The sequence below is a fragment of the Roseibium suaedae genome (genome assembly GCF_900142725.1).
Lineage (GTDB): Bacteria > Pseudomonadota > Alphaproteobacteria > Rhizobiales > Stappiaceae > Roseibium > Roseibium suaedae.
Map to the genome: position 1 here is coordinate 860,873 of NZ_FRBW01000001.1, position 25,427 is coordinate 886,299.

The window sequence follows — 25,427 nt, forward strand, 5'->3', positions numbered from 1 at the left end:
TATGAAGTAAATACTCATCTTTACTGATGCCGGGCCCTTTTGTCCGGTTTTTCCGCATGGTTTCCTGCATAGAACAGGTGCAGCTAGGCGAAAAAAAAGCCCGCCGGAGGGCGGGCTTTCAAGGTCGGGATGCGGCAGTATCCGTCCTGGCCTCTGACGGATGCTGAAGGGCAGCCCGTTTAACTCAGGCTTAAACTCAGGCGGAGATCGCCTTGCGATCATTGCTGCGGCGGCGGTCGCTGACCGGCTGGTAGGCAACCTTGCAGTGATGGGCGCAGTAAGGCACGCCCACGTCCGAGTTGCGGCCGCAGAAGTAGAAGTCCGGGCTGCTCGGATCGCCGATCGGCCACTTGCAGGTCCGCTCGGTCAAGGTCAGGATCGTGGCACGCTCGGAGATCGGCACCAGTTCCGCAACCGGTTCAATCTGCGGCTTGATCGCGATGACGTTGGCCGGTTCGGCGTCCATCTTCAGCGCGGTTGCGCCCTGTGTCTGGGGCTGCGCGCTTGCCGGCCGGCTGCTGCTGCTTGCTGCCGGCGCCGCTGCTGGGCGAGCCTTGCGCGGCTTTGCTGCAGGAGCGGCGGTCTTCGCGCGTCCAGACAGGCCAAGGCGGTGAACCTTGCCAATTACTGCATTTCGGGTGACGCCGCCAAGTTCACCGGCGATCTGGCTTGCGCTCAGTCCGTCGGTCCAGAGCTTTTTCAAAAGCTCCACGCGTTCGTTCGTCCAACTCATTTTACCGCACCTCGTTGGTCCGTGGCCATGCCACGAGGCATTAACCTAGTATTAAGGCACGCAATGGCGTGCCAGTGATGGCATATCTAGTGCCGAAAAGTGATTTGCACACGAGATGTCGTGTCCGACGGGTTGAAGCCTACAATAGCGGTAAAATCTGAGGCAAGTTCCTGCCCGGATTCATGTGGGGATGAAAAGACTTTTCCCCAGAATAGCCTGATCAGGGCCCGTCCGCGCGGATTGGCGGTTTTGGGCCAATTGCATTGACAGCAAACCGCCCTCCGGGTGTATAAGCGGTCTCGACATGCGCGTGCCGCCTCATCGGGGCGGCATGTTTCGTTTTTAGCGGTTCATCTCGGGCTGTGAAACAGGGCTCATGTCGTCTTCACCAACACTCCCGGGGAGTTGAGAATATGTCGGCGTCTACGCTGTTTGGTACTTACGCAAGATCGGGCCTGGAGTTCGATCGTGGGGAAGGTGTCTGGCTTGTGACTGGTGACGGCCGACGATTCCTCGATTGCGGGTCCGGCATCGCCGTCAACTCCGTGGGTCACAGTCATCCTCATCTCGTTGCTGCTCTGACCGAACAGGCTTCCAAGCTCTGGCATACCTCCAACCTGCACACTCCTGCGGGCGGGGAGAAGCTTGGCCAGCGTCTGACCGAGGCTACCTTCGCGGACAAGGTGTTCTTCACCAACTCCGGCGCGGAAGCCATGGAAGCCTCTATCAAGGCAGCGCGGCGCTATCATTATGACCACGGTCATCCCGAGCGGTTTCACATCCTGACCTTTGAGGGGGCTTTCCATGGCCGGACCATCGCGACCATCGCGGCGGGCGGGCAGGCAAAGTACCTCGAGGGCTTTGGTCCGAAGGCGCCTGGTTTCGACCAGATCCCCTTTACCGATATCGAAGCCGTCAAGAAGGCTGTCGGTCCGCAGACCGCAGCGATCTGCATCGAGCCGGTTCAGGGCGAAGGCGGTATCCGCGAGATCCCGGTCGACTTCCTGCGCCAGCTGCGCAAGCTGTGTGACGACGAAGGCATCCTGCTGATCCTGGACGAGATCCAGACCGGTGTGGGCCGGACCGGCAAGCTCTTCGCTCATGAATGGGCCGGCATCACGCCGGACATCATGGCGATTGCGAAGGGCATTGGTGGCGGCTTCCCGCTCGGCGCCTGCCTTGCAACGGAAGCTGTTGCCTCCTGCATGGTTCCGGGCACCCACGGCACCACCTATGGCGGCAATCCGCTGGCCATGGCGGTTGGCAACGCGGTTCTGGACATCATCCTGGCGGATGGCTTCCTTGAAGGTGTGCAGGCCAAGGGCCTTCTGCTCAAGCAGAAGCTCGCAGCTCTCGTCGATACCCACCCGAAGGTGGTGTCCGATGTGCGCGGCAAGGGGCTGCTGCTCGGCCTGAAGTGTGTCGTGCCGGTTGGCGAATTTGTTGCCAAGGCGCGCGAGCATGGGCTTCTGGCCGTTCCGGCAGGGGACAATGTGGTGCGGATCATCCCGCCGCTGACCATCTCCGAGGAAGAAATTGATGAGGCGCTTGTCCGGCTGGATGCTGCAGCAAGCGCTATTGAGAAGACAATGAGTGACGAAGGAGCGACGGTGTGACGACGAACGGCATCTCGCGGCATTTTCTCGACCTGACGGATTTTAACGGTGACGAGCTGCGGGCGATCCTGCAGCGCGCCCGCGATATCAAGAGCACCCGGAACGGCGTGCGCCGCGGCGAAGGCCCGCTGGCGGGCAAGGTTCTGGCGATGATTTTCGAGCAGCCGTCGACGCGAACCCGTATCTCCTTTGATGTCGGCATGCGTGAGCTGGGCGGGGAAACCCTCATGCTCACCGGCGCGGAAATGCAGCTTGGCCGCGGCGAGACCATTGCCGATACGGCGCGGGTTTTGTCCCGCTTCGTCGATGCGGTCATGATCCGTATCCTCAGCCATGATGACCTCAACGAGCTGGCTGCAAACGCCACTGTTCCGGTGATCAACGGCCTGACCAAGCGGTCCCATCCGTGCCAGATCATGGCCGACCTGATGACCTTTGAAGAGCACCGGGGCTCCATCAAGGGCAAGTCGGTTGCCTGGACCGGGGACAGCAACAACGTGCTGGCCTCCTGGGTTCATGCGGCACCGCGCCTCGACTTCGAACTGCGCATTGCGACCCCTGGCGAACTGGCTCCTCCGAAGGACCTGATCGAACGGGCCCGTGCGGAAGGTGGCTCAATCGTCGTGACCGATGATCCCTTTGAAGCGGTGAAGGGCACGGATTGTGTCATCACCGATTGCTGGGTTTCCATGGGCGATGATGACGAGGAACAGCGTCACAACCTGCTGGCTGCCTATCAGGTGAACCAGCGCCTGATGAACGAGGCCAATGGCGATGCATTGTTCATGCATTGCCTTCCTGCCCACCGCGGCGAGGAAGTGACCTCTGAAGTCATGGATGGCCCGAACTCGGTGGTCTTCGACGAGGCGGAAAACCGTCTGCACGCGCAGAAGGGCATTCTTGCCTGGTGTTTTGACGCGGTCTGAGAGGCAGAGACTTGGCATTCGATCCTGAAGAGTTCGGCGTAACGCCTGCCGGGCCTGATGCAGTGCGTCCCTTCTCTGTCGAAGGGCTTGATGTGCGTGGCCGGGCGGTGTCGCTCGGTCCCGTCATTGCTGCCATCATCGACCGGCATGCCTATCCGGAGCCGGTGTCCCGGCTTCTGGCCGAGGCTGTGGTTCTGACCAGCCTGCTCGGCACTTCGCTCAAGTTTGAGGGGCGGTTTACCCTGCAGACCAAGACCGATGGTCCTGTGTCCATGCTGGTGGTGGATTTCTCTTCTCCAGATGCGATCCGTGCCTGTGCAAGCTTTGAAGATGCCCAGGTCCGGGAGCTGATGGAGGCGGGCAAGGCAACGCCAGAAGCGCTGCTTGGCAAGGGCTATCTGGCCATGACCATCGACCAGGGCCAGCACATGCAGCGCTACCAGGGCATGGTGGAGCTGGATGGCATTTCCCTGGAAGAAGTGGCACGCCGCTACTTCGCCCGCTCGGAACAGATACCGACCGAAGTGCGTCTTGCTGTCGGCGAGCTGTTCACCCGTGCCGAGGGCGAAGCGCCGGCGCATAGCTGGACCGCTGGCGGCATCCTGATCCAGTTCCTGCCTGAAGCGCCTGAGCGCATGCGGCAGGCGGATCTTGATCCGGGCGACGCGCCTTATGAAACGGATGAGGGCGATTTCGAAGAGGATGATGCCTGGGTGGAAGCCCGTGCATTGGTCGAGACCGTCAAGGACGTCGAACTGACGGACCCCGGCATCTCAGTCGAAAACCTGCTCTACCGCCTGTTCCATGAACGGGGCGTGCGTCTTTATGAGCCGCAGAAGATCGCGGACAAGTGCCGCTGCTCCCGTGAGCGGATTGAAAGCGTGCTCAACACCTTCTCCGCCGAGGAAGTGGAAGACATGACGGTCGAGGGCAAGATTGTCGTCAAGTGCGAGTTCTGCAGCACGAGCTACGAGTTCGACAAAGACGGCAACTGATTGATGCCTTGTGAAAATTGAAAAGCCGCCCGGATTTCCGGGCGGCTTTTTTATTTGTTAGACAGCTTTAACGCTTGTCTCAGGCCTGTGCCAGCTTGGCGGCGAATTCGGCTGCGGCTGCTGCGGCGGCGGTCACGTTGCTGTCGAGGGTTGCCGGCGACTGGCCGCGCGGGCCGAAGTCATGGTTGCCGTCTTCGAGATAGGTGATCGAGACTTTTTCCGGCAACGTGATGCCTGAAAGTTCTTCCTGGTTCCCGAATGGATCGCGCTCGCCCTGAAGGATCAGGACCGGCCGGTTGGCCTGCTCCAGCGGTTCCATGCGCCAGGGCGCATCTGACTGGCCTGTCGGATGGAAGGGATAGCCGAAACAGGCGACCGCCTTCACGCGCGAGGGCAGGGAGCTGCCGCCCGCAAGCATGGCGGCAACCCGGCCGCCCATGGACTTGCCGCCGATCAGAACCGGGCAATCCAGTCCTTCCGCCTTCATCTCTGCGAGCAGCTTCTGGAGAGCGGTCTGAAATTCGCCGATCAGCTTGTCTGCCTTGGGCGGCGGTGCCTTGGGGCCGCCATCCCGGCGCTTTGCCATATAGGCGAACTCGAACCTGCAGGCCGCTATGCCATGGGCGGCCAGGGCAGTCGACAGGCGGTTCATGAAGCTGCTGTCCATGGCGGCGCCGGCGCCGTGAGCAAGAAGAAGGACGGCGGTAGGAGTTTGGTCCGGACGGGTCCAGAGAAAGTCAGCCATAGATGGGTTCCGGTTCGGCGCAAGACGCGCCGCTTGAGATCAAATATCAGGAAGGGCGGACCTAGCCTGTTTTCAGCATGTGGGCAAGGCGCAGAACCGCGCGCATCGCCTTTCGTCCTGGCAGTCGCTCAGGTTGAGCCGGCTCAATAGAAGCTCAGCGGGAAATATCTGAGATAGAGTTCCCGGAACGTGCCCTTTTGCGCAAGCATCCGGATCGCATAGTCGATGGCGTCCGAGCGCTCCACGTCATCATTGCGGAGGGCGACGGAGAGTCCATGGTCGAAGTAGCCGGGTTCCATCCACGGGCCTCCGGCAAAGGCGCAGCAATCCTTGGCCGCTTCACTGTTCAGCCAGAAGGACAGGGAAAGACCATCGCCGAAATGGGCATCGGCTCTGCCCTGAGCCACATCTTCGCGGGCCTTTTCGACATCCGGCTCGGTGATCAGGGTGGCCTCCGGCCAGAAGGTCCGCACGAAGGCCTCGTGGCGGGACCCTGCCTCCACGGACAGAACCCGCCCGGCAAGCGATGTTTCGTTGAAGGTGGCGTCCTTGCGGATGATGAAGCGCGCAGGCAGCTTCAGGTAATCCTGGGTGAAGCGCAGCTTGTTCTGCAGTTCAGGGGTCGGGGTCAGGCCGGCGATCACCGCATCGCCTTCTCCCTCCTCCAGCGCTTCGGTCAGAACGTCAAATTCCTTGATGCGCAGGGAACAGGAACTGCCAAGCTCGAGGCAGATTGCACGGGCGAGGTCAACATTGAAGCCGGTCAACCGGCCGGTTTCATCGCGGAACACGAAAGGAGGAAAGTCATCCGAAGCCAGAAACTGGATCTTGTCAGGTATCTGCGCGGGGCGGTCCAGAACCGTCTTCGGATCCCAGTAATTCGGTACGGTTGGACCCGCATCCTGAGCCATGCTGCCGGAACTGAAAAATACACAACCAGGGAATGCGAAAATTCCTGTTAAAACTATTGATGGTAATCTTGACATGTGGCTAAATCGCATTCGTCGGCTGTTGGGGTGGCCGGATGGTTGGTCGCTCACCGTAGCACTAGCACGGTGACGTTCCGGGGGGAACGGATCATGGCGGATAGCTTGCCTGGCGTGTTGGGAGTGTTGCACCAGCGCGGAATTGCCGAAGGAACGTTGAGAACGGCCATGAGGCAGGCGCCTGAACTGGGCATGACCGCAGCGGAATATCTCGTCTGCAAGGCGGTTATCTCCGAGGCTTCCATCTACAGCGCCATGGCGGAATATTGCGGTATTCCCTTTATCCCGGACCGGGGCTTCCGGCCTCAGTCGGTCAATTCGATCCCGGTTGGGCTTGGCAGTCTGGATCACGGCCCCTTGCTGACGGGGGTGGGGACGCGCCAGCCCTTCTATGTCATCGCGCCCGAGTTCTCCGAATTTGATCAGGTGAAGGCTCATCTTGAGCGCTATCCTCATCTGGCAGGCCAGGTCCGCATGACCACACCATCGTCGGCGCGTCATGCTTCGACGATCCTGAACTCCCCGGCAGGGGATCTTGAAAGCCGGTTTCCGCATTACAGCGCCAAGTCACGGCTTTCTCAAATCCAGCTTACTCTCCTGCTCACGGCCATTGCGGCTTTCCTGCTGGGGATGCTGGTTCCGCCTATTCTTCTCATTTATCTGACGGGGTGTCTTTTCGCGCTGAATTGCGCTGCGACCGGGCTCGTCCGGCTGCTGAGTGCCTACGGAACCCATCAACATATGATGGACTACCGGTTGCCCGAGCCGTTTTCCGATCCGATGATCCGCTGGCCGGTCTACACGGTTCTGGTGCCCCTCTACCGGGAGGCGTCTGTTGTCGAGGACCTGATCAAGGGGCTGGGAGAACTGGACTATCCCGCTGACCGGCTGGAGATCCTGTTTCTTCTGGAAAGGGATGATCCGGAAACCCGCCAGGCCTTTCTTGCCCACAGGCTGCCGGAACATATGCAGGTTGTTCTGGTGCCTGATGGCATGCCGCGCACCAAGCCCCGAGCGCTTGCCCATGGGCTGGAAAAGGCCAGGGGCGAGCTGATCACCATCTATGATGCGGAGGACAGGCCGGAGCCTGACCAGCTGAAAAAGGCTGCAGTCTTCTTTTCTCTGGCGCCCCACCGGCTTGCCTGCCTTCAGGCGCGGCTTGCCATCGACAATTTCGATGAGAGTTTCTTTTCCCGTCAGTTCGCTCTGGAATACGCCTGCCTGTTTGACCAAGTGCTGCCGTGGTTTCATCAGAAGTCCTGGCCCTTTCCCCTGGGAGGCACGTCAAATCACTTCCGCCGGTCCGTTCTGGAGGCGGTCGGCGGCTGGGACAGGTACAATGTGACCGAGTATGCTGATCTTGGCGTCCGGCTTGCCCGGTTCGGATACCGGATTGGCGTTCTCCCCAGCACAACTTTCGAGGAGGCACCGCTGACCTGGCAGGCCTGGCGGGCGCAGCGCACCCGCTGGTTCAAAGGCTGGATGCAGACCTTTTGCGTTCATTTGAGAGATCCGCGGCAGATCTGGCTTGATCTCGGCTCGGCGCGATGCGGCGTCCTGCTTGCCATGATTGCCGGCAGCTTCCTGATGATGGCCTTGCACCCGTTCATCCTGCTGATCATGGGGGGGTATTTTGCGGGGTTGGCGCCTGTGCCCGGAACGGAAACGCTGGCGGAAAAGGCCTTTCTGACGCTTTGCATCTCTTCGATGTTCCTTGGCTACACCGGGGCGGCCGTGGCGGCCTGGCTGGCCGGAAAGAAGCGGGGCTACAGGCCCAATCCGCTGGATCTGCTGCTGGTGCCTGTCTATTGGGCCTGCGCCAGCGCCGCCTTCTACTGTGCGGTCTGGGAGTTCTTCACAAGGCCGTTTCAGTGGAACAAGACCGCTCACGGTCTCTCCAGCCGCCGGGGTGTTCCAGGCCGGCTTTGACCAGCTTCTGCGAGGTGCGCTCTTTAAGGTCCGACCGGTGTTACAGCCAGCGCGCGCCGGACGGGGTGCCCTGACCGTCTCACTGTGTTGAAAGGGACACAGGGGCATAGCATGTGCCCAAATTATGGCCGTCAGCCCTTGACCTTAAAATATGAGATAATTACTCAGCTTTAACAGGGCAACGGCATCGCGCGGGAAGCTGCCGTTCAAGTGACTTAAGCAGGGGTAGCTACTCAATGACCGACCAGATCCGACCGGCCCACGGGGCCGGCGCAAGCCGTGCTGTGATTTTTCAAAAATATGCCGGCCTTTGCGCCGTTCTCCTGTCCGGAACCGTGCTTTCAACCGGGTTGCCTGGAAAGGCATTCGCCCAGGAAACCACGGTTCTGGAAGAGATCGCCGTGTCGAATGGCGGTCAGGATCCGCTGGGCGGCGGGGATGGCTATGTTGCTCCGACCACAACCACGGGCTCCAAGACAGCAACCGACATCAAGGACATTCCGCAGTCTGTCTCCGTCGTGACCCGCAAGCAGATCGACGACCGGCAGCCCGCGCAGCTTGAGGATGTGCTGGCCTATACGCCGGGCGTCGCCACGTCCATCTGGGGCACGGATGACCGGTTCGACCAGTTCCTTATCCGCGGTTTCGATATCGGCACCTCCGGTATTTTCCGTGATGGTCTCAGCCAGAAAGTCATCAACTTTTCCAGCTTCAAGGTCGAGCCCTATGGCGCCGAGCGCGTGGAAGTGCTCAAGGGCCCGGGCGGTGTGCTTTACGGAGAGAATGACGCCGGTGGTCTGGTCAATGTGATCACCAAGCGTCCGGTGTTCGATCCGCTTTATGCCGGCTTCCTGAGCTACGGTTCCTTCGACACATTCGAAGCCGGGGCGGATGTTGGGGGAGCTTTGAATGCAGAGCGCACCATGGCATTCCGTCTGACAGGTCTTGTGCGTCAGGGCTCCACCGAAGTGGACGGTGCGGAAAACGACCGTTACTTCATCGCGCCGAGCTTCACCTGGAAGCCGAATGATCAGACCAGCCTGACGATCCTCACGCATTATCAGTCCGACAAGCTGACGCCGAACTCCTTCCTGCCGGTGGCAGGTCTCAGCTATGATGCCTCGCTCGGCAGCCTGCCGGACAGCTTCATCTTCAGCCAGTCGGACTTCAACAAATTCGATACGGAGAACGGTGCCGTCGGTTACGAGTTCGAGCATGCCTTCACGGATGCTCTGACTTTCCGCCAGAAGCTGCGTTACGCGGCTCAGAAGACCGACTACCAGCACCTTTATTACAACGGCATGGCCAGCGCGACCGAGATGGCCTACGTGGCCTTCACGGTCGACGAGTTTGCGACTATCTTCAATGTCGACAACCAGCTGCAATATGACGCGAATTTCTCGGGCGTGGAGAACACCCTTCTGGTCGGTGCTGACTACACCCGCCACCAGGTGGATGGTGAGAACGGCTACGGCGGCAACTATCTGATCAGCGTCACCAATCCGAACTACAACTTCACGGTCACTGATCCGGCCATCTACTACAAGGGCGTTCAGACGATCGACCGGGTCGGCCTCTATGCGCAGAACCAGTCCCGGATCTTCGACAACTGGCTGCTGACCCTGGGCGGACGCCAGTCCTGGCTGAACAACAGCTTTGAAGACGAACTCTATGGCAGCGACACCAGCCAGTTCGATACGAACTTCTCGGGTTTTGCCGGGCTTGGCTATGATTTCGCCAATGGCATCACGCCCTATGCGAGCTATTCGGAATCTTTCGTCTCCAATGTCGGCAGCACCTTCAGCGGCGAGCTCTACAAGCCTTCCGAGGCGCGGCAGTTCGAAGCCGGGATCAAGTACCGCCCGACGTTCTTCAACGGCTTCTTCACGGTGGCCGTCTTCGATATCACCAAGACCAATGTGCTGACCTCTGATCCGGTCAACACGGGCTTCAGCGTGCAGACCGGTGAAGTCAATCACCGGGGTGTGGAACTGGAAGCCAATGTCTCCCTGGGCAGCGGCCTGTCTTTGACCGGGGGCTACACCTATCTCGATGCCGAAATCACCAAGAGCAACGACGGTGATCAGGGCAACCGGCCGGGCCTCGTTCCCGAGCATCAGGCCTCGCTCTGGGCGAACTATCAGGTTCAGGAGGGCTTGCTCGAAGGCGTGAGCTTCGGGGCGGGCGTTCGCTATATCGGTGAAAGCTTCGGCGACACGGCCAATACGGTGAAGGTCGACAGCTACACGCTGGTGGACGCGGCCCTGCGTTATGAACGCGAGAACTTTGGTCTGTCCTTCAACGTCAACAACGTCTTCGACAAGACCTATTACGCCACCTGCAATGGCAGCTCGAGCTGCATTCTGGGCGAAGGCCGGACCTTCAAGGCAATGCTGACCGCCAAGTTCTGAAGATGCCGGGCCTGGGCAGAGCGATCTGCCCGGGCCAATGCTTTCCTGTAGTTCCAAGACGCGGAAGATACGTCTCATGACCGGATCGGCCGGGGCCCCTTGCCCGATTGCCCACACGACAGCCCACGACCTCACGTGCGAGCAGAACGGAGAGGTCTATCGTTTTCTCGTGCATGTTCCGGCAGGCGAGGCCCCGGAAGCTGGCTGGCCGGTTCTCTACATGACCGATGGCAACGCAGTCATCGCCACGGCCGTTGATTGTCTGCGGGCTCAGGCCAGTTATCCTGGCGGCACGAATGTGTCCCATGGGGTGGTGGTCGCGATCGGCTACCCTACCAGTGAGGCGTATGATCCGCTGAGGCGGTCGTGGGATCTATGCCCGCAGCCCGGAAAGTCCTATCCACCCTTCTATCCCGGCACTCCTGAGGTTCGGACAGGGGGCGGCAACGAGTTTCTGGAGTTCCTGGAAAATCAAGTGAAGCCGTTTGTCGGCAGGCTGGCTCCGGTCGATATCAGCAAGCAATCCCTCTACGGCCATTCCTTCGGCGGGCTCTTTGCTCTCTTCACACTCTTCACGAGACCCAAGGCCTTTCGCAATTATATCGCCGTCAGCCCCGCCATCTCATGGGACGACGGACTTCTCGAACGCTACAGCAAGCCGTTCTTCGCCGATCCTCCAAAGGACCTCGAAATCTTCGTACACCTTTCTGCTGGGGCCTATGAAGGCGATGGCCTCGCGCCTTTTCAGACACGCGCACCAGATGCGGAAACGCGGTTGAAGAAGAACCGGGAGATCCGGACGGCGGGTCTTGCTGAGGAGCTTGCCCGGGATCTGATGGCTCTGCCCGGCGGGAAGATCAGAAGTCATTTCGAGAGCTTTCCCTATGAGACCCATATGTCTGTCCTGCCGGTCTCGGTCGGCCGCGCGATTCAGACTGCCTTTGCTCTTCAGCCGCTTGGCTGGCTTGAGGCGGGGGAGGAGAATGAGAATTAACTTGACTAGGAAACTCATAAATATGAGAACCTAGCCACCATCCGGACGCCGTCTTCCGGCGTCTCCCGCACATGCTGGTTCTGAAGTTTCATGTTCAAGATCAACTCCGTTTCCTTCGCCATTGGCGACAAGACCCTTTTGCAGCCTCTGGATCTGACCATCGCATCCGGTCGTGTCACGGGTCTGCTCGGCCACAATGGCTCCGGCAAGTCCACGCTGCTGAAGCTGCTGGCCCGCCAGATTGCGCCCTCCAGCGGCGAGATCCTGCTGGACGGTGTGCCTTCGAACAAGCTGAGTGCCCGTGACTTTGCCCGCAAGGTCGCCTATCTGCCCCAGCAGAGCCCGGATACGGATGAACTGACCGTGCGCGAGCTGGTCTCGCTCGGACGGTACCCCTGGCACGGGGCGCTGGGCCGCTTTACCGACAAGGACCGCGCCCATGTGGACCGTGCCCTGAAGCGGACCGAGCTTGAGCGCTTCGAGAACCGGATCGTGACCACGCTGTCCGGCGGTGAGCGCCAGCGCGCGATGATTGCCATGCTGGTTGCCCAGGACAGCGGCTGCCTGCTGCTGGACGAACCGATCTCCGCCCTCGACATCTCCAATCAGATCGAAGTCATGGAACTGGTGCGCGATTGTGCGGTCGAACATGGCATGACGGTTGTTGTCGTTCTTCACGACGTCAACGTGGCGGCGCGCTACTGCGATGACATCGTTGCGCTGTCCGGTGGACGGCTCATCGCGCAGGAAACTGCGCAGTCGCTCATGACCGAGAGCCGGCTCGAAGCGATCTATGGCGTGCCGATGGGTGTGCTTGCTCACCCGAAGACCGGTGCGCCGATCTCTTATGTTGCTTGAGAAAACCAAGGCAGACACGGGCTTGCGTCTTACCCGGCGGAGCTTTGCCGCCGGGGCCTTGTCGCTCCTTGCCGTGCCGCAGGTTCTGGCGGCGCCCAATGCCAGGCGGATCATCTGTCTCGACTACGGCCTTGCCCAGACCCTGATCGAACTGGGGGCGGTGCCTCTGGGATTGGTCAACGCCAATGACTGGGACAGGTGGTGCGGTGAGCCTGCCTTGCCGGACAGCGTCGTCAATATCGGCGCAACAACCGATGTGAACATGAGCCTGCTGGTGCAGCTCAAGCCGGACCTGATTGTCTCCACGCCCTTTCTGGAAGCCTACCGCTCCCAGCTCGAGCGAATTGCGCCGGTTGAGAGTTTTCCGATCCACAATGTCGGAGGCTCGCCTTATCCCCATATCCTGGCGGCCACCCGCAAGCTGGCGGAGCTGACCGGTCTCGTCAGCGAGGGCGAGGCGCTGATTGCCCGGACGGAAAGCCAGATTGCCGCTGCCTACGACAAGGTCGCTCCGCTTCGGGGCAAGCCACTGGTCTTTGTCTCCTTTCTCGATACCCGGCACGTGCGCGTCTATGGCCCCGGCGGGAACTATCAGGATGTGCTCGACCTTCTGGAACTGACCAACGGCTGGAACGGCGCCTCCAACAGCTGGGGTTTTGCCACGGTTGGCTATGAGCAGCTGCCGCCCGACCCGGACGTCACGCTGTTCTGCATGGAGGATGTTCCGCCGGATGTCTTTCCGACGCTGGAAGGAAGTCCGCTCTGGAACAGCCTGCCCTTTGTAAAGGCTGGCGCCGTCTACAGGCTGCCCCATTGCTTCATGTTCGGAACGCTGCCCTCCATGTCACGATTTGCCAGAATTCTTTCCGAGGCTGCCGTTCACCATGCCTGAGATGAGCCGGATATCCGACGTGAGAAAGGTTCCGGGAGGCGCCTGGCTGGTGCTTCTCGCGCTCTTCGCCCTTGCTGCAACCGTTACCAATCTCGGACCGGCGCTTGCGGATCTTGGCGGCAGCGTGATCTTCGGCGTCGATGACATGACAAATCAGCCGGCGGTCCAGTTTCACTTCAGCCGTCTGCCGCGCCTTGCCATGGCCTTCCTGGCAGGTGGTGCCCTGGGCGTTGCCGGGGCCTTGCTGCAGCAGATCCTGCGCAATCCTCTGGCCTCGCCCTCGACCGTCGGCATCGAAGCTGGAGCGCAGCTCGCGCTCGCTGTCACGATGGTGTTCTTTCCGGTGCTTCTGGGCTGGAGCCGTGATCTCGTCACCCTTGGGGGCGGTAGTCTGGCGATGCTGGGTGTCTTCCTGGTGGCCTGGCAGGCGGGCTTTTCGCCCTTGTCCGTCATGCTGGCAGGCTTGATGGCCGGGCTCTACGCCAGTGCTTGCGTCACGCTTCTGGCCTTGATGAAGGAACACTATCTTGGCGGCCTCTTCATCTGGGGCGGCGGGTCTTTGGTGCAGCAGGACTGGCGTCCCGTTATAAGCCTCCTGCCGCGTGTGGCCGGAGGGCTGGTGCTGGCCTTGCTGTTGCTCCGGCCTTTGACCTTGCTGTCCCTGGACGAGGGGGCAAAGGGTCTCGGTCTCAAGATTGCGCAGATCCGGGCTGCCGGGCTCGCGATTGCAGCAGCCCTGACCGGGTTTGTGGTTTCTGCGGTCGGGATCATCGGATTTGTCGGTCTGGCAGCGCCTGCCTTCGCAAGGATGACCGGTGCGCGGACGCCCGCCAGCCGTCTGCTTCTGTCCGGTATCAGCGGTGCCCTGCTGCTGACAACCACCGATCAGCTGCTTCAGATCCTGGAAAGCGGAACAGGGATCTTCCTGCCGACCGGTGCCGTCACTGCCATGCTGGGCGCGCCTTTGCTGCTCGTTCTTGTCCGCAGGCTTCCAGCCCGCGCGCATCGTGCCTCTTCAGCTGAAAAGATCGCTCCCGAGCGCAGCCGTGCCCCTGTCTGGATGGTCGCGGGCCTTGCCGGGGCTTGCCTGCTGGCGGTCGCGGCTGCGGTTCTGATTGGCCGGGGCATTGATGGCAGCTTCCTGCTGTCGCCCTTCGACCAGCTTGAGGACTTGCTGCCCTGGCGCCTGCCGCGAACCCTTGTTGCCGGGTCAGCCGGTATCCTTCTGGGGCTTGCGGGTGTCTTCATCCAGCGTCTGACCGCCAATCCGGCGGCCAGTCCGGAAGTGCTCGGCATCAGTTCCGGTGCCGTCTTCGGCGTCCTTGCGGTGCAGTTCCTGGCCGCTGGCAGCGGGTATCTGGTGCAGGTAGCGGGGGCATCTGCCGGAGCGCTCGCAGTCTTCGGCATCCTGCTTGCCATGGAACAGCGCCGGTCCCGCAGTTCGGACAGTCTGCTTTACAGCGGCGTTGCCCTTGGTGCCTTCCTGACAGCGCTGGTCTCAGCCGTGATTGCCTCGGGCGATCCCCGGGCCATGCTGCTTCTGCAATGGATGACCGGTTCCACGTCCCAGGCCGACTGGACGTCGGCGGCTCTACTGGCGGCCATTGCTTGTGCAGCCCTTCTGGCCGCGCCCCTGTTCTCACGGGTACTGACCCTCTTGAAGCTCGGGGATGAAGCCGCGCAGTCGGCAGGCATTGGATTGCGCGCCGCGCGTCTGCTGGTGCTGGTGTTTGCGGCCGTTCTGACGGCTGTGGCGACGCTCGCGATCGGTCCGCTCAGCTTCGTCGGGCTGATGGCTCCCCATCTTGCCCGCCGCGCCGGTCTCCTGCGCAGCCTGCCGCAAATGGCGGGTGCTGCAGCCTTCGGTGGTTTGCTGATGATCCTCGCCGACTATCTCGGGCGGGTGGCCTATTTCCCCTGGCAACTACCTGCCGGGACCATGGCAACCTTCATTGGTGGCCCGCTTCTGGTCGCGCTGGTCCTGCTGCGCCGGGCGAGAACCGCCTGACAATTCCATTGGCACCGAGCCGGTCTGAACGCACGAAGGCCGCCGGAGAGAAGCTTCCGGTTTTAAAGGTCGGCGATGTGAGGAGAAAGTGGAGCGGGTGAAGGGAATCGAACCCTCGTCGTAAGCTTGGGAAGCTTCTGCTCTACCATTGAGCTACACCCGCCTGCTGCCCGTTTCTGCTCTGCCGCCGGGGTTCTGTCAAGCGAAAGCACGGGCGATGCACAGTGCTCTGCTCCAAGTCTCTCTGGCGCCATCGATTTTGCCACTTCTGGCCCTTGCTTGGAGGCATTGGTGCCCCCAAGTTTGCTGCGACCATCTCCAGGCCATTGCAAGCTCTGACCGGATGGGATCATTCTGACGTGTCCAACCGGAGCTTGAAGACGAGATGCGCGAACGGCTCGCAAAACTGATCGCCAGTCCCGCCTGGGAAATGGGTGTGATTGTTATCATCACCCTCAACGCCATTACCCTCGGGCTGGAAACCAGTCCCACGATCATGGGCAAGATCGGGCCCTTGCTACTGGTCTTCGACACCGTGATCCTGACCCTGTTCACGATCGAGATCGTGCTGCGGATCTATGTGCACAGACTGGCCTTTTTCCGGGATCCCTGGAGCCTCTTCGACTTCATCATCGTGGCAATCGCCCTGATCCCCGCCAGCGGACCGTTCTCCGTCCTGCGCGCGCTGCGGATCCTCCGGGTGCTCCGCCTTGTTTCCATCCTGCCGTCCTTGCGCAGGGTCATCGGCGGGTTGATCGCGGCCTTGCCCGGCATGGGCTCTATCGTGGTTCTGCTGGCGCTGGTCTTCTATGTCTTCGCTGTCATGGCAACGAAGCTCTACGGCGCCTCTTTCCCCGAGTGGTTCGGCACGATTGCCCGTTCGATCTACACCCTGTTCCAGGTCATGACGCTGGAAAGCTGGTCCATGGGCATCGTCCGGCCGGTCATGGAGGTCTATCCGAATGCCTGGATCTTCTTCGTGCCCTTCATCCTGTGCACGTCCTTCACGGTCCTGAACCTCTTTATCGGTATCATTGTGTCCGCCATGCAGGAGGAACATGAGGCCGAGGCGGAGACAAGCCGGCAGGCGATGCAGGATGAGGCAGAGCTGATCCTGGCCGAAGTGCGTGCGCTGCGCCAGGAAGTGGCAGAACTGCGCCGGAGCGGACTGAAATCCTGATCTGACATTTTTCTTCATCTTCCCCTTCCTGCCGCGTCCTTCAAATGGGCGGAGAGGAAGGGGAAGGCTTGATGGATCAATGGTGGACGTTCCGGCGGCATTTGATACGCCTTCTGGAGCGGCTCGGAGCTTTCCTGGCGGTGCTGCTGATAATCGCGCTGTCATTGGCCCTGTCAGGGTTTCTGGCCGCAGAGGCTCTGATCCTTGCGGAGCGAGCGCTCAAGCTGCTGATGGTATGCTTCGCGCTTGTCCTCGCTTCGCATCTGCTGCTTCAGGGCGCTGGCTTCTTGCGCGAGGTCTGGAGCCTTTTCGCCCTGGCCGTGCTGGCCCTGTCCTTCATGCTGGAGTGGCCGGGGCTGCTGGCGTTGCTCTTGTTGCGCCTCTTTCCGGCATTAGGTCTCTGGCCGGAACTGGCAGCGCTTCTTTGGGCGGGAAAATACCTCGTCAGGATGATCCGCCAGCTGCTCAGGGGGCTTCTTGCCCTGCTGATCCTGTTTGCCTGCGCAGTCCTGCTTCTGACCGCCGCTTTCGCGGATCTCTATCCTGATCACTTCGGCACGCTTTCGCGGAGCTTTTTCACTCTGGTCCACGTTCTGGATCTGCTGGGGAGCGAAGCCAATGGTCTTGGCAGTCTGGCCATCTGGCTCGTCATGACGGTCTGGGCACTGGCGGCTCTCCTGTGTCTGGCTCATTGCCTGCGGCTGTTGATGCCGGACTTCTGGCAAACACTGGAGCTGGAAGAGGAGCTCGAACTCGTGCAGGAGGCCACTTCGGAAATGAAGCTCATGCAGCTTGAGACCAGATTGCTGTCGGAGGAGTTCGCCGTGGAGGCGGAAGCCGAGCGGCTGCTTATTCGTGCGGAGACGGATCGCATCCTGCGTGAAGTGGAGGGGCTGCGGCGGCAGATGCAGCGGTTCACCCGCCCGCGCGGCTGAGCTCAGAACAAGGATGGCGGCGCAAGGGCTTGAACCCCTGGCCGCCATCGAAGCAGTTCGTGATTGCGCCTATCAGGCAGCGAAGTCGCCGTTCAGGGCCTTTGCGATCATCGTGCGGGTTTCGCTGATGCCGTAAAGCGCCACAAACGACCCGAAGCGCGGGCCGCGTTCCTGACCCAGAAGCACCTGATAGAGCATCTGGAAGAAGACGACGGAGACGCCCGGGCCACCATCGGGACCGGTCTTCTTGGTGTCCTGGTAGCGCTCGATCGGGCGGGCGACATCCAGGATCGCGTCCTGAATGACATTGCCATCCGCATCGGCGGGCAGGGCTGCCAGCGCTGCATCCAGCGCTTCAAGGGCTGCACGCTCCACATCGTCAGCTGCCTTGAAAGACTTGGTCGGCTTGACGAAGTCGTCGAAGTAGCGGATCGCGTAGCCCACCAGCTCATCGAGCTTGGTATGGGTCTGTGCGGTCACGCCAGGTGCATAGCGGGTGATGAAGGCCCACAGCACATCCTTGTTCTCGGCGTTGGAAGCCGACACCAGGTTCAGCAGCATTGCGAAGGGCACAGGCATGTCGATAGCCGGCACATTGCCGGAATGAATGTGCCAGGCCGGGTTCATCAGCTTCTGTTCCGCCGACATGGCAGAATACTTCTCCGCATAGGTGAAGTACTCGTCCACGGCCTTCGGGATCACGTCGAAATAGAGCTTCTTCGCGGTCTTCGGCTTCTGGAACATGTAGAGCGCAAGGCTCTCGGTCGGTGCATAGGTCAGCCACTCGTCGATGGTCAGGCCGTTGCCCTTGGACTTGGAGATCTTGGCGCCGTCATCGGCCAGGAACAGCTCATAGACGAAATGCTCCGGCGGGGTGCCGCCCAGGACCTGACAGATCTTGTCATAGACCGGCATGTTCGGGCCGTGGTCCTTGCCGAACATTTCGAAATCGACGCCAAGGGCGGCCCAGCGGGCGCCAAAGTCCGGCTTCCACTGCAGCTTCACGTGGCCGCCGGTAACCGGCAGGGTGCAGTCACGCCCGTCTTCGTCCTGGAAGGTGACGGTGCCGTTCTTGGCATCGACTTCCTTCATCGGCACGTAGAGCACGCGGCCGGAGATCGGCGAGATCGGAAGGAACGGGCTGTAGGTCGCCCGGCGTTCCTCGCCGAGCGTCGGCAGCATCACGTCCATCAGCGCCTGATACTTTTCAGCTGCCTTCAGGAGAATGCCGTCCAGCTTGCCGGTCTTGTAATACTCGGTCGCACTGGCGAATTCGTAATCGAAGCCGAAAGTGTCGAGGAACCGGCGGAGCATGGCGTTGTTGTGGTCGCCAAAGCTCTTGTAGTCGCCGCCGAACGGGTTCGGCACGACGGTCAGCGGCATCTGCAGATAGGGCTCGAGCGCCTTCATGTCCGGAACGTTTTCCGGAATCTTGCGCATGCCGTCCATGTCATCGGAGAAGCACAGGAGACGGGTCGGGATCTTGTCTTCGGTCAGGATGCGGAAAGCCGTCCGCACCATGGTGGTGCGGGCCACTTCGCCAAACGTGCCGATATGCGGCAGGCCCGAGGGGCCGTAGCCGGTCTCGAACAGAACCGGCACTGACGGATCCCGTTTCTCAACCCGTTTGACCAGTTTGCGTGCTTCTTCGAAGGGCCAGGCTTTGGAAGTCTGGGCCGCCTCGACGAGATCGCGCGAGAGGTCAAGCGGTGGCAGGGAGCGTTCGGTCATCTTTGGTTCTGTTCTGTTTGTTAGGAAAATGGGAGCCGAGCCGGAAGAAACGGGTATTCCCGCACCAGCGAAGGCGCGGCGACACTAGAAAAGCGCAGCCCCCGCGTCAATGACTAGTGAGAAGGAAAGGGCAGGGAAACGGCCCGATCCCGCTTCCTCCTTGAACGGGACCTGCGGAGGGGTTACCTGTCGGATTGATTTTGGATGACCGGAAACGCGCGAGGCGCAAGAGACATGATGAGCGACACGATTAGCATTCAGGAAGCCCTGATCTACGTCATGGTGATCACGTCAGCATCTGACGCATCGATGACCGATGCCGAACTAGCAACCATGGGCGGTGTGGTGAAGACCCTTCCGGTGTTTACCGACTATGATCCGGGCAATGTCCTGCCGGCGGCACAGCGCTGCGGCGAGCGGCTGCAGGAGCCGGAAGGCCTGAGCGATGTTCTGGCTCTGGTGGCGGACACGCTTCCAGTTCATCTCTTCGACACGGCCTATGCGCTTGCTGTCGAGGTTGCGGCTGCGGATCTGGATGTGTCCAAGGAAGAGCTGCGCATCCTGCAGCTGCTGCGCGACCGGTTCAATCTCGACAAACTGACCGTTGCGGCCATCGAGCGCGGCGCGATTGCCCGCCACCGCCGCGGCTGATGACGGCGTGAGGAAATTGGCGCAGCCTCAGTTCAGGCTGCGCACCTCATCAGGCAGATCGAGCGAGAAGGCAGGAATTTCCACGTCGAACTTGGTGCCGTCTTCCCGCTCCATGCCATAGCTGCCGACCATGATGCCGGAGCTGGTCTTCAGCGGGCAGCCCGAGGAATATTCATAGGTCTCGCCCGGCTCGATCACCGGCTCTTCTCCAACTACGCCCGGACCGCGCACTTCCTCGACCCGGCCAAGACCATCCATGATCTTCCAGTAGCGGGTCCGAAGCTGGACCGGCGCATCCGTGTCGTTGCGGATCTCGACCATGTAGGCCCAGACATAGTGGCCCTTTTCCGGTTCGGACTCGTCATCCAGGTAATATGGCTCAACCGAGACTTCGATGCCTTCGGTAACAGCACGGTACATGTGCCAGCTCTCCATAGCGCATTGTGCGGGCGCACAGCGCCCTCTTTGGCCTGCTTATAGGGTGGATAAGGCATTGATGAAAGGGATCAGCTGAGATGCATGTGACAGATCCCGCATTCCGCGCCAAATTTGATGTCCGGAACCGGAAAGTGCTTGTCCATGAGAGCTGTTGAAGGGGCTTTTGCTGCGCGTGCGAGGCCACGGCAAGGAATAATGATCCTCTGAGGAACTATTCCGCTTGCCGCTCGTTATTCTGGCATGAACAGCCACGGAGAGTTGCTATGGAATATGGACTTTTTGGACTTTTGATCCTCGCGCTCGACATCTACGCGATCCTGAAAGTGATTTCCAGCGGTGCGTCGACGGGGGCAAAGGTGCTCTGGATACTTGGTATCCTGATCTTCCCGGTGCTTGGTTTCCTGATCTGGCTGATCGCGGGCCCCAATGGCCGCCGGATTTCAGTCTAAAACGCACCAAGGTGTTTGAAAAAAAACAGGCCCGGATGCTGTCCGGGCCTGTTTTGTTTTTCTGGATCGCTTTCGCGGTCAGATTGCTGCGAGTGCTGCTTCAACGTCTTCAAGAAGGTCCAGCGGATCTTCAAGGCCGACGGACAGCCGGAGCATGCCATCGGAGATGCCGAGCTCCGCGCGGGCTTCTGCCGCGACGGACTGGTGCGTGGTGGTGGCCGGATGGGTGATCAGGCTCTTGGCGTCGCCCAGGTTGTTGGAAAGCTTGATGACTTCCAGCGCATTGGTGAAGCGGAAGGCTGCTTCCTTGCCGCCCTCGATCTCGACTGCCAACATGGTGGAGCCGGCACGCATCTGGCGCTTGGCAACTTCAGCCTGCGGATGGTCGTCGCGGCCCGGATAGATCAGGCGGGAGACCTTGGACTGGCCGGCGAGGAAGTCGGCGATCCGCGCAGCGCTGGAGGTCTGGCGTTCAACGCGCAGGGCCAGCGTTTCCATGCCCTTGAGCAGAACCCAGGCATTGAAAGGGCTCATGTGCGGGCCGGTATGCTTGACGAAGGGCATGACCTCGTCGTTGATCCACTTTTCATCGGACAGAACGACGCCGCCCAGACAGCGGCCCTGGCCGTCGATGTGCTTTGTCGCGGAATAGACGACCACATCAGCGCCGAGCGAGAGCGGCGACTGGTAGAGCGGCGTTGCGAAGACATTGTCGACGATCAGGCGGGCGCCGACCGAATGGGCAATCTGGGCGACGGCTGCGATGTCGATGACTTCCAGCGTCGGGTTGGTCGGGCTTTCCAGGAACAGGGCGCGGGTGTTCGGCTTGACCGCTGCCTTCCACTGGTCGAGATCCGTGCCGTCCACCAGGGTGGATTCCACGCCGAAGCGCGGCAGCAAGACTTCCACGATGTAGCGGCAGGAGCCGAAGAGGGCCTTGGCGGCCACCACGTGATCACCGGCCTTGACCGAAGCCATCAGCGCCAGGTTGACGGCAGCCATGCCGCTGGCCGTTGCCCGTGCAGCTTCCGCGCCTTCCAGCATGCGGATGCGGTCTTCGAACATGGCCGTGGTCGGGTTGGCGTAGCGGGAGTAGACAAAACCGGGATCTTCCCCGTTGAAGCGCGCTTCAGCCGCTTCCGCCGTGCCGTAGACGAACCCCTGGGTCAGGTACATGGCTTCCGATGTCTCGCCATAGGGCGAGCGGGTGGTGCCGCCGTGAACAAGTTGAGTTGCCGGACGCCAGCTCTTGCCGGTCTTGCTGTTGTTCGTGGTCATGTCTTAGCTCCAAACGCAAAAACCCCGGCCGTATAGCCAGGGTTTTTCGCAAACCCGGCCTTTTTAGCAACTTATTTAACGTGGCTGCAAGCCGGCCGGCTCAAATCACCACGAAGTGCTGCCTCAATAGGCCAATTGAGCCCTGCCGTCAATCTGGCCGTCCAAATCGGCTCCAGGGTCAGGAGTTGCCCGTATGTTTGCAACTTTGGCCGCTGAAAGCGGTTGGCGGCAGGCTTTCGATCCGCTAAGCACACTGTTCAATCTCAGTTCTCGATAAAGATACCGTGCAGGACGGACCATGACAGCAGCACCGACGGGCATTTTGCCGGCGCACACCATCGAAGCGATGTTCGCGGATGGCACGATCTTCGCCGGAACGCCTCCTGTCTCCGGCCAGATTCAGCCTGCCAGTCTCGACCTGCGCCTCGGTCATACGGCGTTCCGTGTCCGCGCAAGTTTCCTGCCGGGCGAGGGCACTTCGGTCATGCAGCGCCTTGAGGCGCTCAAGCTGCACACGTTCGACATCAGCGAAGGCGCGGTGCTCGAGACCGGCTGCGTCTATATCGTGCCCTTGCAGGAAACGCTGGATCTTCCTGCCGATATCTCCGCGACCGCCAATCCGAAAAGCTCGACCGGGCGTCTGGACGTCTTTACTCGCGTGATCACCGATCATGGCGTGGCCTTCGACACGGTGCCTGCAGGCTACAGCGGTCCGCTTTATGCCGAAATCTCGCCGCTCACCTTCCCGATCCTGGTGCGCGCTGGCTCCCGTCTCAGCCAGATCCGGTTCCGGCGCGGCCTCTCCGTCATCAGCGATGCGGATCTGGAGGCCGTGCACAAGGTTCATACCCTGATGAGCGGCGGCAACGAGCGCATCGGCGGCGGCGTCCAGCTGTCCATCGATCTGGAGGGCTCCGGCCCCGGTTCGCTGGTGGGCTACCGTGCCAAGCATCATTCGGGCCTGATCGACGTGGACCTGCCGCGCGAACAGGAACCGCTGGATTTCTGGGAGCCGATCTACCGCCGGGGCGCTGCCGAGCTGATCCTCGATCCGAACGAGTTCTACATCCTGGTCAGCCAGGAAGCGGTACATGTTCCGCCGGATTATGCGGCTGAAATGGTGCCGTTCGATGCGCTGGTCGGTGAGTTCCGCGTGCATTACGCCGGCTTCTTTGATCCGGGCTTCGGCCACGATCAGGCCGGCGGCGTCGGTTCGCGTGCGGTGCTGGAAGTTCGCTCCCATGATGTGCCCTTCATTCTCGAGCACGGGCAGACCATCGGCCGCCTCGTCTATGAAAAGATGGCGGAGCGTCCGCGCACCCTCTACGGCGAAGGCATCGGTTCCAACTATCAGGGTCAGGCCCTGAAGCTCTCCAAGCATTTCAAGTCACCAGCCCTTTGATCAGGCCATGAGCCATCAGACGATCGAGCGTGAATTCGAAGGCTTTCTGGAAGACAGGAAGTCGCGGTTTCTCGCTTATCTGGTGCCTCTTGCGACTTTTGAGGCGCGGCTGGAGGCGCTCAGGGCCGAGCATCGCAAGGCCAACCATTTCGTCACGGCGCATCGGCATATCCTGGAGGATGGCCGGATCGAGGAAAGCGGCAAGGACGACGGCGAACCAGCAGGTACCTCCGGCATGCCGACCTTGCGGGTGATGCAAGGCGCGCGTCTGGTTGAAACCGCCGTCATCGTCGTGCGCTATTTCGGCGGTGTGAAACTCGGGGGAGGCGGGCTGGCCAGGGCCTATTCGGGGGCTGCTGCCGATGCGATCGCCAAGGCCGAGCTGATCCCCTTTGTCCGGCGGGCCCAGCGAACGCTGGAGGCTGCCTTTGCCGCAAGTTCGGATCTGGAACGCCAGATCGCCCTCCTTGGCCTGACTGTCATCACCAGAGACTACACGGCGGAGGGTGTCCGTCTGGTCGTTGAAGGGCCAGAGGACAAGATTGCGGAGCTTTAGGGCTCCTGCCCGGTAAAGCTGGCCGTGCCTTGGTCCTGGGGCAAGCCCAGCGGGTTCAGAAGGTCGGGCCCGGTCTCCTGCTGCATTCCCTCAGGCGCGCTCAGGCTGTCATCAAGACTGGTGCGCAGGGACGCGCCCTCCTGAACAGACGGCAGCAATGTCTCGTCAAGGGCTTCGGGCGCTTCTGCAGTTTGCGGCAGTTCCGTCAGCCATTCAGACTGCCATTGGCCTGCCTTTTGTTCCCGTGCCTTGTTCATCAATGCAGCGAAGTCCTCCGGTGCGCCTTCATCCGGCACGGCCCAGCCGTTCTCCACCATCCAGGCTGCCAGATTGATCGGCCCTCTGCTGCAGTTTGCCGACAGTGCGTTGGGGCCTTCCTCCGCAACCTTTTCACAGGCGATCTTGTTCATCCGGATCAGCCCGCGCAGGGCGGTTCTGGCCCTGACCCCGCAAGGCCACTGTCCGCCCACCCGGGACACGCAGGTTTCCTTGAGGCCAAGCGGCTTGATCCAGGCGAGGCGAACCGTGAAGGCCTTGGTCTTCAGGGTTCCGGCATCCACGACTTCTGGTCTGTGCAGTTCGAGCGGCCCTTCGGGGAGAGGATCCACCGGTGGATTGACCCGCTCGAGATAGATCTCGGAAGGTTCGATCCGCTTGATCGGCGCAGTGACGACCGGCGTGCGCATGCCGTCCGGCGAGACATTGCGCAACTGGCGCGGCAAGGGCACGGCAGAATTATCCGCAAGCTTTGTGGGCGCTTCCGGAGCGGGCGTGGGCGCTGCGGGCAGGGCGGGGACGTCTGCGGTCTTCGCCAGGACCGGTGATGGGTCTGTCTCCGGCTCTGGTGGATCACTCAAGACGAGCCAGGTGACCCCGCCGGCAAAGGCGAGCGCGAGAAAGACCGGAAAGGGGATGCGTCGGAGGCCGGAGAATGCGCTCATTGGCTTGCCCACAGGATACGTCCCAGCCATTCGATCTGGTCATGGGCAAGATGAACTGCTTCGCTGGGCTGGTCGAGCGCGCTGAACTGCATTCCGGCCTGGGTCCGCCGTTCCATGGTCAGTATCGAAAGGCCCCGGCCATGGATCTTTGCCAGCACCCTGTCGCCGCGCCGGACAGCCGTGAGGGGAGCAATGATCAGGACATCACCGGCCCGATAGATTGGCAGCTGGTCGTCGCCGCTGACCTCAAGCGCAAAGAGGCCCTTGTTCGCCGGGTCTGGAAAGGCGATCTCGCCCCAGAGGCTGCCGGAGGGCAGCCCTTTGGTGTCAAAGGCTTCCTGGCGTGAAGCCTCACTGAAGCCTGTGCAAGGCATCATCCGGCTGGCGGGAGCTGGTTTTTCTTTCCCGGTTGCCAGCGTGGCGACGAAGGCTTCGACCGGTTCGCCCGTCGCCTCCAGGATCTTTGCCAGCGACTCGGTCGAGGGCCAGCGCGGCCTGCCGTCTCCGGCAAACCGTTTGGAAGGGTTGAATGTCGTCGGATCAAGCCCGGCCCGTTTCGCCAGACCCGAAGGAGACAGGCCATAGCGGCGGGCAAGCCCGTCAATCGCCGCCCAGACCTGCGCATGCGACAGCATGTGGTGCCTCCTCGATATTCTCCGGCTGACAGGAATAAAAACCTCTTTCGCGATTATGTGGACGCGGGAATTGAGTGTCAAAGCGTTCCGGTGTGAAAGGATGCAGCAATCCGGGGTTTACCAGGCGCACGCGGCTTG

23 protein-coding genes, 1 tRNA gene and 1 riboswitch are annotated in these 25,427 nt (G+C 61.1%); of the genes, 15 read left to right on the forward strand and 9 right to left on the reverse strand.

The window, feature by feature from the left end; genetic code table 11:
- Positions 1-196: 196 nt before the first annotated feature.
- Complete coding sequence (locus BUA94_RS03905; protein WP_073009052.1) at positions 197-733, reverse strand: GcrA family cell cycle regulator; 537 nt, start codon at positions 731-733, stop codon at positions 197-199.
- A 413-nt stretch (positions 734-1,146) separates the two neighbouring features.
- On the opposite strand from BUA94_RS03905, the gene BUA94_RS03910 reads away from it, so the two are divergent.
- From BUA94_RS03910 to BUA94_RS03920, 3 genes are read left to right on the forward strand one after another with little or no spacing between them, the layout of a single operon-like run.
- A complete protein-coding gene (locus BUA94_RS03910; RefSeq protein ID WP_073009055.1) occupies positions 1,147-2,349 on the forward strand; it encodes an aspartate aminotransferase family protein in 1,203 nt (400 codons plus the stop codon).
- Positions 2,346-3,275 carry an ornithine carbamoyltransferase gene (gene argF / locus BUA94_RS03915; RefSeq protein WP_073009057.1) on the forward strand — a complete coding sequence of 310 codons (930 nt, stop codon included), beginning with the start codon at positions 2,346-2,348 and terminating at the stop codon, positions 3,273-3,275. The genes BUA94_RS03910 and argF overlap by 4 nt, the downstream gene beginning before the upstream one ends.
- Before the next feature lie 11 nt (positions 3,276-3,286).
- Positions 3,287-4,270: an Hsp33 family molecular chaperone gene (locus BUA94_RS03920; RefSeq protein WP_073009059.1), complete on the forward strand. Its 984-nt coding sequence runs from the start codon at positions 3,287-3,289 to the stop codon at positions 4,268-4,270.
- Positions 4,271-4,349: 79 nt separating this feature from the next.
- Here BUA94_RS03920 and BUA94_RS03925 read toward each other — a convergent pair whose 3' ends face one another.
- Positions 4,350-5,015, reverse strand: coding sequence for an alpha/beta family hydrolase (locus BUA94_RS03925; protein WP_073009061.1), 666 nt, complete (start codon positions 5,013-5,015; stop codon positions 4,350-4,352).
- A gap of 143 nt (positions 5,016-5,158) precedes the next feature.
- On the reverse strand, positions 5,159-5,926 hold the full coding sequence (locus tag BUA94_RS03930) for a transporter substrate-binding domain-containing protein (RefSeq protein WP_073009063.1): 768 nt from the start codon (positions 5,924-5,926) through the stop codon (positions 5,159-5,161).
- 243 nt (positions 5,927-6,169) lie between these two features.
- Between BUA94_RS03930 and BUA94_RS03935 the strand changes: the two genes are divergently transcribed.
- The 6 genes from BUA94_RS03935 (at position 6,170) to fhuB (ending at position 15,093) form a co-directional block, all read left to right on the forward strand.
- Positions 6,170-7,930 carry a glycosyltransferase gene (locus BUA94_RS03935; RefSeq protein ID WP_208979957.1) on the forward strand — a complete coding sequence of 587 codons (1,761 nt, stop codon included), beginning with the start codon at positions 6,170-6,172 and terminating at the stop codon, positions 7,928-7,930.
- A 236-nt stretch (positions 7,931-8,166) separates the two neighbouring features.
- Positions 8,167-10,341: a TonB-dependent siderophore receptor gene (locus BUA94_RS03940; protein ID WP_084081687.1), complete on the forward strand. Its 2,175-nt coding sequence runs from the start codon at positions 8,167-8,169 to the stop codon at positions 10,339-10,341.
- 76 nt (positions 10,342-10,417) lie between these two features.
- The gene (locus BUA94_RS03945; protein WP_073009066.1) at positions 10,418-11,335 is read left to right on the forward strand and encodes an alpha/beta hydrolase; all 918 of its coding nucleotides are present in this window, start codon (positions 10,418-10,420) and stop codon (positions 11,333-11,335) included.
- A 90-nt stretch (positions 11,336-11,425) separates the two neighbouring features.
- Positions 11,426-12,193, forward strand: coding sequence for an ATP-binding cassette domain-containing protein (locus BUA94_RS03950; RefSeq protein WP_073009068.1), 768 nt, complete (start codon positions 11,426-11,428; stop codon positions 12,191-12,193).
- Positions 12,183-13,085, forward strand: a complete 903-nt coding sequence (locus tag BUA94_RS03955; protein ID WP_073009070.1) for an ABC transporter substrate-binding protein — start codon at positions 12,183-12,185, stop codon at positions 13,083-13,085. The genes BUA94_RS03950 and BUA94_RS03955 overlap by 11 nt, the downstream gene beginning before the upstream one ends.
- 19 nt (positions 13,086-13,104) lie before the next feature.
- Positions 13,105-15,093 (forward strand): Fe(3+)-hydroxamate ABC transporter permease FhuB, encoded by a 1,989-nt coding sequence (gene fhuB / locus BUA94_RS03960; RefSeq protein ID WP_175557993.1) that lies wholly within the window; start codon positions 13,105-13,107, stop codon positions 15,091-15,093.
- An 89-nt stretch (positions 15,094-15,182) separates the two neighbouring features.
- On the opposite strand, the gene BUA94_RS03965 is transcribed toward fhuB, so the two are convergent.
- Positions 15,183-15,256, reverse strand: a tRNA-Gly gene (locus BUA94_RS03965).
- A 222-nt stretch (positions 15,257-15,478) separates the two neighbouring features.
- On the opposite strand from BUA94_RS03965, the gene BUA94_RS03970 reads away from it, so the two are divergent.
- The gene (locus tag BUA94_RS03970) at positions 15,479-16,273 is read left to right on the forward strand and encodes an ion transporter (RefSeq protein ID WP_073009074.1); all 795 of its coding nucleotides are present in this window, start codon (positions 15,479-15,481) and stop codon (positions 16,271-16,273) included.
- A 71-nt stretch (positions 16,274-16,344) separates the two neighbouring features.
- Complete coding sequence (locus BUA94_RS03975) at positions 16,345-17,208, forward strand: hypothetical protein (protein WP_139251003.1); 864 nt, start codon at positions 16,345-16,347, stop codon at positions 17,206-17,208.
- A 72-nt stretch (positions 17,209-17,280) separates the two neighbouring features.
- On the opposite strand, the gene BUA94_RS03980 is transcribed toward BUA94_RS03975, so the two are convergent.
- A complete protein-coding gene (locus tag BUA94_RS03980; protein ID WP_073009082.1) occupies positions 17,281-18,939 on the reverse strand; it encodes a lysine--tRNA ligase in 1,659 nt (552 codons plus the stop codon).
- A 237-nt stretch (positions 18,940-19,176) separates the two neighbouring features.
- Between BUA94_RS03980 and BUA94_RS03985 the strand changes: the two genes are divergently transcribed.
- Positions 19,177-19,590, forward strand: coding sequence for a tellurite resistance TerB family protein (locus tag BUA94_RS03985; protein ID WP_073010858.1), 414 nt, complete (start codon positions 19,177-19,179; stop codon positions 19,588-19,590).
- Positions 19,591-19,617: 27 nt separating this feature from the next.
- Here BUA94_RS03985 and apaG read toward each other — a convergent pair whose 3' ends face one another.
- The gene (apaG, locus tag BUA94_RS03990) at positions 19,618-20,010 is read right to left on the reverse strand and encodes a Co2+/Mg2+ efflux protein ApaG (RefSeq protein WP_073010860.1); all 393 of its coding nucleotides are present in this window, start codon (positions 20,008-20,010) and stop codon (positions 19,618-19,620) included.
- 281 nt (positions 20,011-20,291) lie between these two features.
- Between apaG and BUA94_RS03995 the strand changes: the two genes are divergently transcribed.
- Positions 20,292-20,477 carry a PLDc N-terminal domain-containing protein gene (locus tag BUA94_RS03995; RefSeq protein WP_073009085.1) on the forward strand — a complete coding sequence of 62 codons (186 nt, stop codon included), beginning with the start codon at positions 20,292-20,294 and terminating at the stop codon, positions 20,475-20,477.
- A 78-nt stretch (positions 20,478-20,555) separates the two neighbouring features.
- On the opposite strand, the gene BUA94_RS04000 is transcribed toward BUA94_RS03995, so the two are convergent.
- Complete coding sequence (locus BUA94_RS04000) at positions 20,556-21,755, reverse strand: O-succinylhomoserine sulfhydrylase (protein WP_073009088.1); 1,200 nt, start codon at positions 21,753-21,755, stop codon at positions 20,556-20,558.
- Positions 21,756-21,797: 42 nt separating this feature from the next.
- A riboswitch (SAM riboswitch) is annotated at positions 21,798-21,877 on the reverse strand.
- Between the two features lie 176 nt (positions 21,878-22,053).
- Here BUA94_RS04000 and BUA94_RS04005 point away from each other — a divergent pair.
- Together BUA94_RS04005 and BUA94_RS04010 are read left to right on the forward strand one after the other, a co-directional pair.
- Entirely contained in the window at positions 22,054-23,157 is a 1,104-nt protein-coding gene (locus BUA94_RS04005; RefSeq protein ID WP_073009091.1) for a 2'-deoxycytidine 5'-triphosphate deaminase, read from the forward strand.
- A gap of 7 nt (positions 23,158-23,164) precedes the next feature.
- Complete coding sequence (locus BUA94_RS04010; RefSeq protein ID WP_073009094.1) at positions 23,165-23,713, forward strand: YigZ family protein; 549 nt, start codon at positions 23,165-23,167, stop codon at positions 23,711-23,713.
- On the opposite strand, the gene BUA94_RS04015 is transcribed toward BUA94_RS04010, so the two are convergent.
- Together BUA94_RS04015 and BUA94_RS04020 are read right to left on the reverse strand one after the other, a co-directional pair.
- The gene (locus BUA94_RS04015; RefSeq protein WP_073009097.1) at positions 23,710-24,654 is read right to left on the reverse strand and encodes a thermonuclease family protein; all 945 of its coding nucleotides are present in this window, start codon (positions 24,652-24,654) and stop codon (positions 23,710-23,712) included. The two genes, BUA94_RS04010 and BUA94_RS04015, sit on opposite strands and share 4 nt — an antisense overlap.
- Complete coding sequence (locus BUA94_RS04020) at positions 24,651-25,289, reverse strand: S24 family peptidase (RefSeq protein WP_073009099.1); 639 nt, start codon at positions 25,287-25,289, stop codon at positions 24,651-24,653. The genes BUA94_RS04015 and BUA94_RS04020 overlap by 4 nt, the downstream gene beginning before the upstream one ends.
- Positions 25,290-25,427 lie beyond the last annotated feature (138 nt).

Coding starts and splice junctions, on each gene's coding strand:
- BUA94_RS03935 (WP_208979957.1), top strand. CDS start 6,170: ATGAGGCAGGCGCCTGAACTGGGCATGACCGCAGCGGAATATCTCGTC.
- BUA94_RS04015 (WP_073009097.1), bottom strand. CDS start 24,654: ATGAGCGCATTCTCCGGCCTCCGACGCATCCCCTTTCCGGTCTTTCTC.
- BUA94_RS04000 (WP_073009088.1), bottom strand. CDS start 21,755: ATGACCACGAACAACAGCAAGACCGGCAAGAGCTGGCGTCCGGCAACT.
- BUA94_RS03980 (WP_073009082.1), bottom strand. CDS start 18,939: ATGACCGAACGCTCCCTGCCACCGCTTGACCTCTCGCGCGATCTCGTC.
- BUA94_RS03950 (WP_073009068.1), top strand. CDS start 11,426: ATGTTCAAGATCAACTCCGTTTCCTTCGCCATTGGCGACAAGACCCTT.
- BUA94_RS03930 (WP_073009063.1), bottom strand. CDS start 5,926: ATGGCTCAGGATGCGGGTCCAACCGTACCGAATTACTGGGATCCGAAG.
- BUA94_RS03905 (WP_073009052.1), bottom strand. CDS start 733: ATGAGTTGGACGAACGAACGCGTGGAGCTTTTGAAAAAGCTCTGGACC.
- BUA94_RS03985 (WP_073010858.1), top strand. CDS start 19,177: ATGAGCGACACGATTAGCATTCAGGAAGCCCTGATCTACGTCATGGTG.
- BUA94_RS03975 (WP_139251003.1), top strand. CDS start 16,345: ATGGATCAATGGTGGACGTTCCGGCGGCATTTGATACGCCTTCTGGAG.
- BUA94_RS04010 (WP_073009094.1), top strand. CDS start 23,165: ATGAGCCATCAGACGATCGAGCGTGAATTCGAAGGCTTTCTGGAAGAC.
- BUA94_RS04020 (WP_073009099.1), bottom strand. CDS start 25,289: ATGCTGTCGCATGCGCAGGTCTGGGCGGCGATTGACGGGCTTGCCCGC.
- BUA94_RS03945 (WP_073009066.1), top strand. CDS start 10,418: ATGACCGGATCGGCCGGGGCCCCTTGCCCGATTGCCCACACGACAGCC.
- BUA94_RS04005 (WP_073009091.1), top strand. CDS start 22,054: ATGACAGCAGCACCGACGGGCATTTTGCCGGCGCACACCATCGAAGCG.
- apaG (WP_073010860.1), bottom strand. CDS start 20,010: ATGTACCGTGCTGTTACCGAAGGCATCGAAGTCTCGGTTGAGCCATAT.
- BUA94_RS03970 (WP_073009074.1), top strand. CDS start 15,479: ATGCGCGAACGGCTCGCAAAACTGATCGCCAGTCCCGCCTGGGAAATG.
- BUA94_RS03995 (WP_073009085.1), top strand. CDS start 20,292: ATGGAATATGGACTTTTTGGACTTTTGATCCTCGCGCTCGACATCTAC.
- BUA94_RS03955 (WP_073009070.1), top strand. CDS start 12,183: ATGTTGCTTGAGAAAACCAAGGCAGACACGGGCTTGCGTCTTACCCGG.
- BUA94_RS03925 (WP_073009061.1), bottom strand. CDS start 5,015: ATGGCTGACTTTCTCTGGACCCGTCCGGACCAAACTCCTACCGCCGTC.
- BUA94_RS03910 (WP_073009055.1), top strand. CDS start 1,147: ATGTCGGCGTCTACGCTGTTTGGTACTTACGCAAGATCGGGCCTGGAG.
- BUA94_RS03940 (WP_084081687.1), top strand. CDS start 8,167: ATGACCGACCAGATCCGACCGGCCCACGGGGCCGGCGCAAGCCGTGCT.